The following is a 7,861-nucleotide window of genomic DNA, read 5'->3' as shown; positions in this document are numbered from 1 at the left end:
CCGACGCTCCACCCCAGACGACACCCACCACACCGTAGTGACAACACACCCCGCCACCAGCACCAACACACCCAAACCCACCTAACTAAACGGCATTGCACTCGACAGGCTTCTCGAAGATCAGATAAAGATAGTAGGTCCGTGCCACCCAAGCACGCTCCATACCCGCTTCAACCTCGCGAACTGGTGAGTGGCGCTCGGTCATTTCCCGGAGGCAATCACCCACCTTGATGAGATCGTCCTCGGTCGAACGCTCATTCTCGGTTCCGGCCACCCTTCGACTGTGCAGGCCCGCGAGATCGCCCGTATTCTCCGGGAGAAATGGGCGCTATCTCATGAACCGTGAGAGCAGTCAGCAGTGTGAGGTTGTGCTTGCCGAGGATGCCGTCCGTGCAGGGCAGGGGACGTGTGGCCCCGGAAGTGGTTTTCGTGGTCTGACCTGCGGTAAGCGGTTACTGGCTCGCACTGGAAATGCTCGACCACGGCGACCCGGGCGCCAGTCTGCCTACGGTGCTGTCATGGTCCCTGCGCCGACTCACAGACGAACAACGCGTCGTGTTCGCGCTCTTCAGCGTCATACCCGGCCCTGACACCACGCTTCCCGCCGTGGCCTCCCTGACCGATCTGCCCTCAGGCTTGGGACGCAGGGAGTTGTCGGCGTTGGAGGATGCATCGCTGGTGGAACGGCGACCGGGCGGTCGATACCGCCGGTGTATCGCCCCAAGGCGAATGGCGCTCATATTTCAAGCACGTACCTCTGGGAGTCCTGCGTATGGCCGCCGGATGCGCGACAATCAGACGTATGACATCCACAGCAGAGACCGCCTTGCAGGCGGAGGTCCTCTACATCGCCTTCGATACCGATCGGCCGACGATCTCCCACTTCGCGGCGCAGTTCCGCTCGCTAGTTGGAATCTGCACCTTCGCGGCAACTTGCGAGATCGTTTTCGATCAGCTTGCCGGGGAGACCGAGGCCACGGCAGAGCGAGTTCTTTTCCCGCTGGAACAAGGCGTCTTCGCTGGAAACTACGCGAGTCAGCAGTTCGCTGAAGAAGTCACCGAAACCGTGACAGTGCTTCGCGTTTCGTACGCGAGCCCGATGGACGTTGTCCTCGCGGTAGAACCCGTTACGATCGGACTCTTCACAGTAGCCGCACGAGCTCTGGCCAAGAGGTTCGAAGGTATACTCAAGACAGTCATGCATTGGCAAAAGCATAAACAGGAAGTTCGACGCGAGGAAATAGAGCTTAGGAAATTGGAAGGCTCCGCCGAGAGACACGAGATTCAAAACAGGCACATCGTCCTGAAAGAGCTCCGCTCCTACCTTAAGGAGGAACTTAAGGCGAGGGGAATTGATCCGAACTCAGACACCGGCAAGCGGGTGACCCGAATCTTGCTCCGAGCCTCGAATATCTATAGGCGCGATCTCGATCAACTCGTGATCGACCTAGATGAGCTCCTCGACGTCGAGGTGGTCGACGAAGACGATCCCCGCGCGATCGGTTCGTCATGAGTCAATTGGGCCCGGCAAGTGGAGCCGGGCCATTATGCGAGCCAGGGATGCTTCTCTGATCGCCGCAACTTTGCGTTATGACGTCTCCAGTTGGCGGCTCTTGCCGCCGCCCCTTCCCTCGACGACTTCTGGCGGTGATGCCACCCACAGAGCGAGGTGAGGTTGGCGTCTCGGTGGTCGTCGCCGCGCAGTACGTGGTCCACGTCGCTCGCCGGTTCCGCGCACCGCACCCCGGATTCGTCGAGGTGGGTGCAGCGGTAACCGTCGCGCTTCAAGATGCGAGCGCGGATGCGAACCCAGTCAGCCTGTGGGGTTCCAAAAGTCAGCCACATGGCCTGACCTGCGGTTAGGCGGCTGTGGGTTCGTACTCGTTGATGAGGCCGCCGAGGACTGGTCGGCGTCGTATCGAGGTGTGGTCCGGCTTTGCGGGCGGGTGGTCTGGTTGTGGTGGGGCGAGTTGTAGTGCTTGGTGTGGTCGGCGTTGGTTGTAGTGGGCCGCGTAGTGGTCCAGCACCGTGCGCAGGTGGTGTTCGTTGATGACGAGCAGTCGGTCGGTGGCTTCGCGTCTGACGGTTCCGACGAAGCGTTCGGCGTGGGCGTTGGCTCGTGGACACCGTGGTGGGATCTTCACGACCTGGATGCCTGCGCCGGAGAGGGCCGCGTCGAACGAGGCGGTGAACTGACCGGCTCGGTCGCGGATGAGGAACCGGAAGCCGTCTGCCCGGTCACCGAGGTCCATGAGCAGGTTGCGGGCTTGTTGGGTGGTCCATGGGCCGTCGGGTTTGTGGTGACGCCGAGGATGTGGACGTAGCGGGTGGCGACCTCCATCACGAAGAACACGTAGACCCGCTTGAGGGTGACCACGCAGTCGACGTGGAAGAAGTCACAGGCGAACATGCTCGTGGCCTGGGCGCGCAGGAACCACCGCCAGGAGGTGTCGGTGTCGCCCCGGGGTCCGGTTGGATCGGCAGGCGCTTGAGCGCGCGCCGTACGGTTGAGTCGGCCACCCGTGCCGAGCTTGAGCAGCTCGCCCTGGATCCGGTGGTAGCCCCAGCCGGTGTTCTCCCGCGCCATGCGCTCGATCAGCGCCACGATGGTGTCGTCGATCGGCGGTCGGCCGGGCCGGTGGGGGTAGGTCCATTTCTTCGCGACCAGGCGTCGGTGCCATCGTAGGAGGGTTCCCGGTGTCACCAACCGGTGCTCGCGCAGCAGTCGGGGGAGTCGGCGAACCAGCGCGGCGAGCACAGCGCGATCGGCCCAGTCCAACCTGTGCCGCTCGAAAAGTCATCGCTGCTGCTCAAGCGGCGTGTCTGTACTCGTTGATCAGACCGCCGAGAACTCGGGTGCGCTGCAGTCTGCGGGTGTCGAGGTCGTGTACCGCGGCGGGGTGTTGCCGGGCGTCGGGTGGTAGTTGGTCGCGGGCTTGGTGGGGTCGGTGCTGGTTGTAGTGGTGCTCGTAGGTCTTGAGGACGTGTCGTGCGTGGGCTTCGCCGGTGATGAGGATGTGGTCGAGGAGTTCGCGTCGGATGGTGCCGATGACCCGTTCGCAGTGGGCGTTCATCCGAGGCGCCTGCGGCGCGCTCTTGATAATGCGTAAGTCGTCCGCCAGGAAGACGCTGTCGAACGCCCGGCCGTACTTGCCGTCGCGGTCGCGGAGCAGGAAGCGTAGGGACTGCGTCCGGTGTCCGAGGTCGGCGGCGAGGTTCCTGGCCTGTTGGGTCGTCCACTCCCAGGTGGGGTGGGTGGTGACGCCGGTGACGTGCAGGCGTCGGGTGCCGTGTTCGAGGAACACCAACGCGTACAGGCGCTTGCCGAGCATGGTGTCGAGGTGGAGGAAGTCAGCCGCAATGACGCCCTGGGCCTGGGCGGTGAGAAACTCGCGCCAGGTCGGGCCGGTGCGGCGTGGTGCCGGGTCGATGCCCGCTTCGTGCAGGATTCGCCAGACCGTCGAGTGGGCGATGTGATGGCCGAGTCGGGCCAGTTCGCCCTGGATTCGCCGATGACCCCACCGCGGGTTCTCCTGGGCGAGCCGCAGCACGAGCGTCTTGACCGCCGTTCGGGTTGGTGGGCGCCCGGCACGTCGACGCGCGGAAGTAGTCCCACTTACGGGCCATGAGTCTGCGGTGCCAGGCGAGCAGGGTGCCCGGCGTGACAGGGAAGACCTCCCGCCACCGGCGACGGTCCACCAAACCGGACAGGGCGGCGAACCAGAACCGGTCCGCGGGCTCGTAGCGGACAGGGCCCGTCAGTTGCCGACGAAGAACTGCGTTCTGGTGTCGCAGCACCAGCAGCTCGGCGTCCTTCGTCGCCTCGCAGCGCAGCAGCACCGACGGAACTGACAGCAACCCCCAGGTCACCCTGTACAGCAAGGACACGATCACCCGGCCATGCTCTCAACACAGCCCTCGCTCTACCAGCAACGATGACTATTAGAGCGGCACACGGTGCAAAGTTTGACCCTCGCAGACGCCGGAGCCGTGCCGATGGCTGGTCTGCAACTATCGCAGACCAGCGCGGGTCAACTGGACAGCCCAAGCATGGAGGTGCTGGCGTGTCTTCTGGGTGTCGGAGTGGTTCTCGCCGAGTACTCGCGCACGTGTCTGGGCGACAAGGGTTGCAATACGCATCCCTTCGTCGTGACGGCCGGCGGCGAAGGTGTGCAGCGCCTGATAGTGCATTGCAAATAGCGTGTCCCGGTGCTCAGGACCGAGGGTGGCGGTGCAGTCCTCCACCAATCGCTGGTACAGGCGACGCGCGGTTTCGAGATCACCGGCGAAGCCGGTCCAAAAGGCGTGCCCGTTTCGCGCGGCGAGGGTGCGGTGGTGGTTGGGGCCGAGCGTTTCTTGCGCTACCGGGACCAGCCTGCCGAACAGGCCGAGCGCGCCCCGCCTGTCGCCCGCCAGTCCGGTCCAATGGGCACAGTTGTGCCTGGCCCGGATGGTGTCGATGTGCGTCGGTCCCGACAGGCGGGTTCTCTCACGCACAAGGGCCTCGTACATCAGACGTGCACCTTCATAGTCCTCCTCCTGTCCTGTCCACCATGCCAACGAGTGGTGGACCTCGAGGGTTTGTGGGGCGTGCGGGCCCAGTTCTCGTCTGCAGACTTGCAGTAGTTCCTCCATCAGGAGGCGTGCTTCGCGCGCGTTACCTTCGTGGCCAACCCAGTTCGCATGGCGACGGCGGACGTGCAGTGTGTCCGGATCGTTGGCGCCCAGTGCATCGTCATGGTCGGCGACGAGTTCCTGGTACTGATCGCGTGCCGCGCGGATGTCGCCGGAAAACCCTGTCCACTGCGCCAAGTCACAACGTGTGGCCAACGTGGCGCGGTCGTGCCGGGGTAGGTTTTCCACTAGGGCGTAGCCGTGGGCACGTAAAGTGTTCCATAGAGCCAGGCTTTTCGGGTTGGGTGGTTGGAGGGGCATGGCATTGTCGAATAATCGTCGGGCCTGCGTTGTGATCTTGGCCCATGAGTCTTCGGCTCGGAGCCGGTCGCGCGTCACCTCCTGTACGACTGGGTGGATCGCGACGACGTCGCGTCTCACGACATCGATCAAGCTGAATCGGCCGAGTGCTTCGATGGTGCTGCGGACGCTGAAATTGTCGTCCCCTGGGATGCCCAGCAGCGTTACGGGGATCGCGGCGGGAGCATAGAGCGACAACACACCGAGTAGTTCCTGGTCAGACGGGGACAAGTGCTGGGCTGACAGATCAACGGTGGCTGCGATCGTGTGGGGGTAATAGTCCTGTTGGTGTACCTTCCCGCGTAATTCCGGCCCGGTCCGGTGATCCCGGTAGGCGGCGAGGTAGCTGGCGATCGAGTCGGCGGTGTCCTGGATGCGCCCGATGGCGTGGATGAGGGCCAACGGAGAGCCTCCGAGCCTGGCGGCTAATGCGTGCGCGGACGCCTGATCCCTGTCGTCGGTCCGGTCCATCAGCAGGCGTGCGGAAGTCGATTCGGTCAGCGGTTCCACTTTCAGTACCGAATACGCGGTCTGTGACCACGTGGACCGGCGTGCGCGTGTGGTGACCAGCACATCGCCGTCGCCTGCTGGTGGGATCAGGCTGTGCAGCGCATCGAGGTTGGGCACGTCGTCGAGGACGAGCAGCCAGCGCTCGTTTCGCTTCTCCAGGTCGGCGAAGACCTCGGCGCGCGCGTCCCGGACCGTTGTGACATCGAGACCGGGACGCAGGGTTCCCAGCAGTTCGCGGTAATCGCCATCGGCGATGGCGGCGTGTTCGCCTCGTACCAGCGCGACGAAACCGTAGGCCTCTGCGTTGTGCTGTGCGTACATGCGCGCGAGGCTGGTCTTGCCGATGCCGCCCATGCCGCTCAGAATCAGGCACTTCGGCCGGCGTGCGGTGCGTCCATGGCCCAGTTCAGTCGCCATCCGCCGCAAGTCCTCGTCACGTCCGACGACGGGTACGGCCACGTCGAGTACCGCTCTCGCTCGGACGCCAGGGGCTGGGTCGCGCGGGCAGAAGTCATCGGCAGCCGCGTCGCCGAAGAAAGTGCTGACGATGTTCCGGTGTTTGCGGAGCATGTCGCAGATGTCGCGCCGATCCCAAAGTTCGATCCGAACACCGTTAGGATCCTCGTTGAGGCGGTGCAACTCGTCGAAGACCTCAGTCTTCTGCGCGTCGCACGCGACGGCCACTACGAGCGTCGCTACGGTGAAGGGAAGGTTATTCCTCCGGTCCAGGAAAGTCTTCACCGTCGATGTCAGGTCACGCTTGGTGAACCTCTTGCGCTTCTTGCACTGGATCGCTTCGTGGTTGCCGTTCGGCAGCGTACCCGCGATGTCGATGCCGTACTGACTCTGTCCAGGCTCGCCGTAGACACGCACGTTGGTCAGGCCGCGCTCGTCCTTCGCCAAGCTGTGCAGGAGAGCTTCGAAGCGGCCCCAGGGCATGTCTTGCGTCGGCAGCACTTCGAGCTTGGGATTTAACCAGACCGGTGTGATCTCCGGCTTCTGGGACATGGGTCAAGTCTACGGCCGCGCCTGACGAAACCGGTGGTGGAGTTGCCGATCGATTCCCTTGCGCTCGGACTTGACATTGTTGACCTTCGCTGCCCAGCGTCGCCTTGCGCCACTCCGTCCAGCACCTGATTAGGTCCTTCGGCAGCCGCGGGTACTCCACTGTAACGACGCCGCTCAGCGGACTGGGGCTTGCGGTTCGAGGCGTGCCATGTTCAGTTGTCGCAGTAGCAACTCGCCTTGCCCGACGTCGGGCCGTGCGCAGTGAGTCGACTGCTCCCACACTGCCCGGACACGCGTGACGAGGGCTTGAACGTCCACCCCCCGACCGGACGGATGCGGCCCCGGTTCCTGGCGCTGCGGGCCCGTCCCGCCAACCGCGCCATCCCCAAGGCCCCCGACGGCAGCCTCCCGGGATGCTGGCTGCTCGCCGAATGGCCACCCGGCGCACCCGAGCCCACCGACTACTGGCTGTGCACCTGACCGCCGACATCCGCGTGCGCAACCTTGTGAAACTCGCCAAGATCCGGTGGCGCATCGAGCACGACTACCGCGAACTCAAGGACAGCCTCGGCCTGGACCACTTCGAAGGCCTGTGGGGTGTCAAAAGTCGGCCACGCGGCCTGAACTGCGCTTACGTCGCGATGGGTTTGCACTCGTTGATGAGGTCGTCGACGACTGGTCGGTGGCAGCTCGATGGCTTGTCGAGGGGTGCAGCGCAATGCAGCGTAGGTCTGCTCTATAGTTTCAGTGTTGATTGAAACGTGCTGTAGTTGCTGGGTATTGGACGCGCGGTCGCGGATCTTTTGTGGTGCGTGGTCAGCCGAGGTCTTCGAGTCAGAGGACGCGTTCGATGACGATGCGGTTCTGTTGTTCGAGGATGAGGTAGATGATGAGGCCGTTGCCGTGCCCGTAGACGAGTTGGCGCAGGGTGCCGGTGGGGTTGGCGCGATGGTAGGGCTCGCCGTACCACGGTTCGTGGGCCAGCAGGGTCATGGCCTCGGACAGCGGTTCGTCGGCCTCTGCAGGCAGTGCGTGGATCTGGTCCCAGACTTCGTCGGGGAGTTGGATCTGGTAGGTCACCTATCGGCCGCCGCGCTCCGTCTGCAGTTCGTCCCAGGTGCGCAGCCGTCCGGGTGTCTGGCCGGTGGTGCGGGTCTGGTCGATGCGGCCGAGCATCCGCCGGTGTGCGGCGGGGTCGTGCCGGGTGACGGTGGCGATGCGCCACCACTGCTCGATCACGCTGCGGACCGGTTCGAGGCTGGACTCGGCTGCGGCCTGGCCCAGGGCGTGGCGGCAGTCGGCGTCGAAGGCGTCGCGTTCCTCGGGCAGCAGTGCGGCGCGGATCGCCTCGGGGGTCTTCTCGACCTCC

At 64.2% G+C, this 7,861-nt stretch carries 8 protein-coding genes and 1 pseudogene; 2 read left to right on the top strand and 7 right to left on the bottom strand.

All coding sequences use genetic code 11. The features are described from left to right. Positions 1-85: 85 nt before the first annotated feature. Positions 86-274, bottom strand: a complete 189-nt coding sequence (locus ADK67_RS50515) for a hypothetical protein (protein ID WP_157619969.1) — start codon at positions 272-274, stop codon at positions 86-88. A gap of 528 nt (positions 275-802) precedes the next feature. On the opposite strand from ADK67_RS50515, the gene ADK67_RS50510 reads away from it, so the two are divergent. Further along, positions 803-1,513 (top strand): hypothetical protein, encoded by a 711-nt coding sequence (locus ADK67_RS50510; RefSeq protein WP_157619968.1) that lies wholly within the window; start codon positions 803-805, stop codon positions 1,511-1,513. Between the two features lie 346 nt (positions 1,514-1,859). Here ADK67_RS50510 and ADK67_RS52245 read toward each other — a convergent pair whose 3' ends face one another. The 4 genes from ADK67_RS52245 to ADK67_RS06335 all read right to left on the bottom strand — a co-directional run bounded on the left by ADK67_RS52245 (position 1,860) and on the right by ADK67_RS06335 (position 6,492). After that, positions 1,860-2,252 (bottom strand): integrase core domain-containing protein, encoded by a 393-nt coding sequence (locus ADK67_RS52245; RefSeq protein WP_231648043.1) that lies wholly within the window; start codon positions 2,250-2,252, stop codon positions 1,860-1,862. Next, the gene (locus tag ADK67_RS53410; RefSeq protein WP_231648044.1) at positions 2,141-2,758 is read right to left on the bottom strand and encodes a helix-turn-helix domain-containing protein; all 618 of its coding nucleotides are present in this window, start codon (positions 2,756-2,758) and stop codon (positions 2,141-2,143) included. Before ADK67_RS53410 ends, ADK67_RS52245 begins: the two co-directional genes overlap by 112 nt. A gap of 52 nt (positions 2,759-2,810) precedes the next feature. Continuing rightward, complete coding sequence (locus ADK67_RS53405; RefSeq protein ID WP_231648042.1) at positions 2,811-3,551, bottom strand: integrase core domain-containing protein; 741 nt, start codon at positions 3,549-3,551, stop codon at positions 2,811-2,813. 460 nt (positions 3,552-4,011) lie between these two features. Next, entirely contained in the window at positions 4,012-6,492 is a 2,481-nt protein-coding gene (locus tag ADK67_RS06335) for a tetratricopeptide repeat protein (protein WP_053715447.1), read from the bottom strand. 327 nt (positions 6,493-6,819) lie between these two features. On the opposite strand from ADK67_RS06335, the pseudogene ADK67_RS55030 reads away from it, so the two are divergent. Next, a pseudogene (locus ADK67_RS55030) lies at positions 6,820-7,082 on the top strand (IS701 family transposase); the annotation flags it as partial. Positions 7,083-7,326: 244 nt separating this feature from the next. On the opposite strand, the gene ADK67_RS06325 reads toward ADK67_RS55030, so the two are convergent. Together ADK67_RS06325 and ADK67_RS52225 are read right to left on the bottom strand one after the other, a co-directional pair. Beyond that, the gene (locus ADK67_RS06325) at positions 7,327-7,572 is read right to left on the bottom strand and encodes a hypothetical protein (protein WP_053715445.1); all 246 of its coding nucleotides are present in this window, start codon (positions 7,570-7,572) and stop codon (positions 7,327-7,329) included. Beyond that, positions 7,573-7,861 (bottom strand): DUF6247 family protein (locus ADK67_RS52225; protein ID WP_053715444.1); only part of this gene is annotated, 289 nt, incomplete at its 5' end.

Origin of the sequence: Saccharothrix sp. NRRL B-16348, from assembly GCF_001280085.1 — a bacterium.
Classification (GTDB): Bacteria; Actinomycetota; Actinomycetes; order Mycobacteriales; family Pseudonocardiaceae; genus Actinosynnema.
The sequence above is the reverse complement of the archived record's forward strand: the minus strand, read 5'-3'. Positions and strand labels throughout refer to the sequence as shown.

Excerpts from the sequence above, each read along its gene's own strand:
- ADK67_RS50510 (WP_157619968.1), top strand. The coding sequence starts at position 803 with ATGACATCCACAGCAGAGACCGCCTTGCAGGCGGAGGTCCTCTACATC.
- ADK67_RS52245 (WP_231648043.1), bottom strand. The coding sequence starts at position 2,252 with ATGGACCTCGGTGACCGGGCAGACGGCTTCCGGTTCCTCATCCGCGAC.
- ADK67_RS06335 (WP_053715447.1), bottom strand. The coding sequence starts at position 6,492 with ATGTCCCAGAAGCCGGAGATCACACCGGTCTGGTTAAATCCCAAGCTC.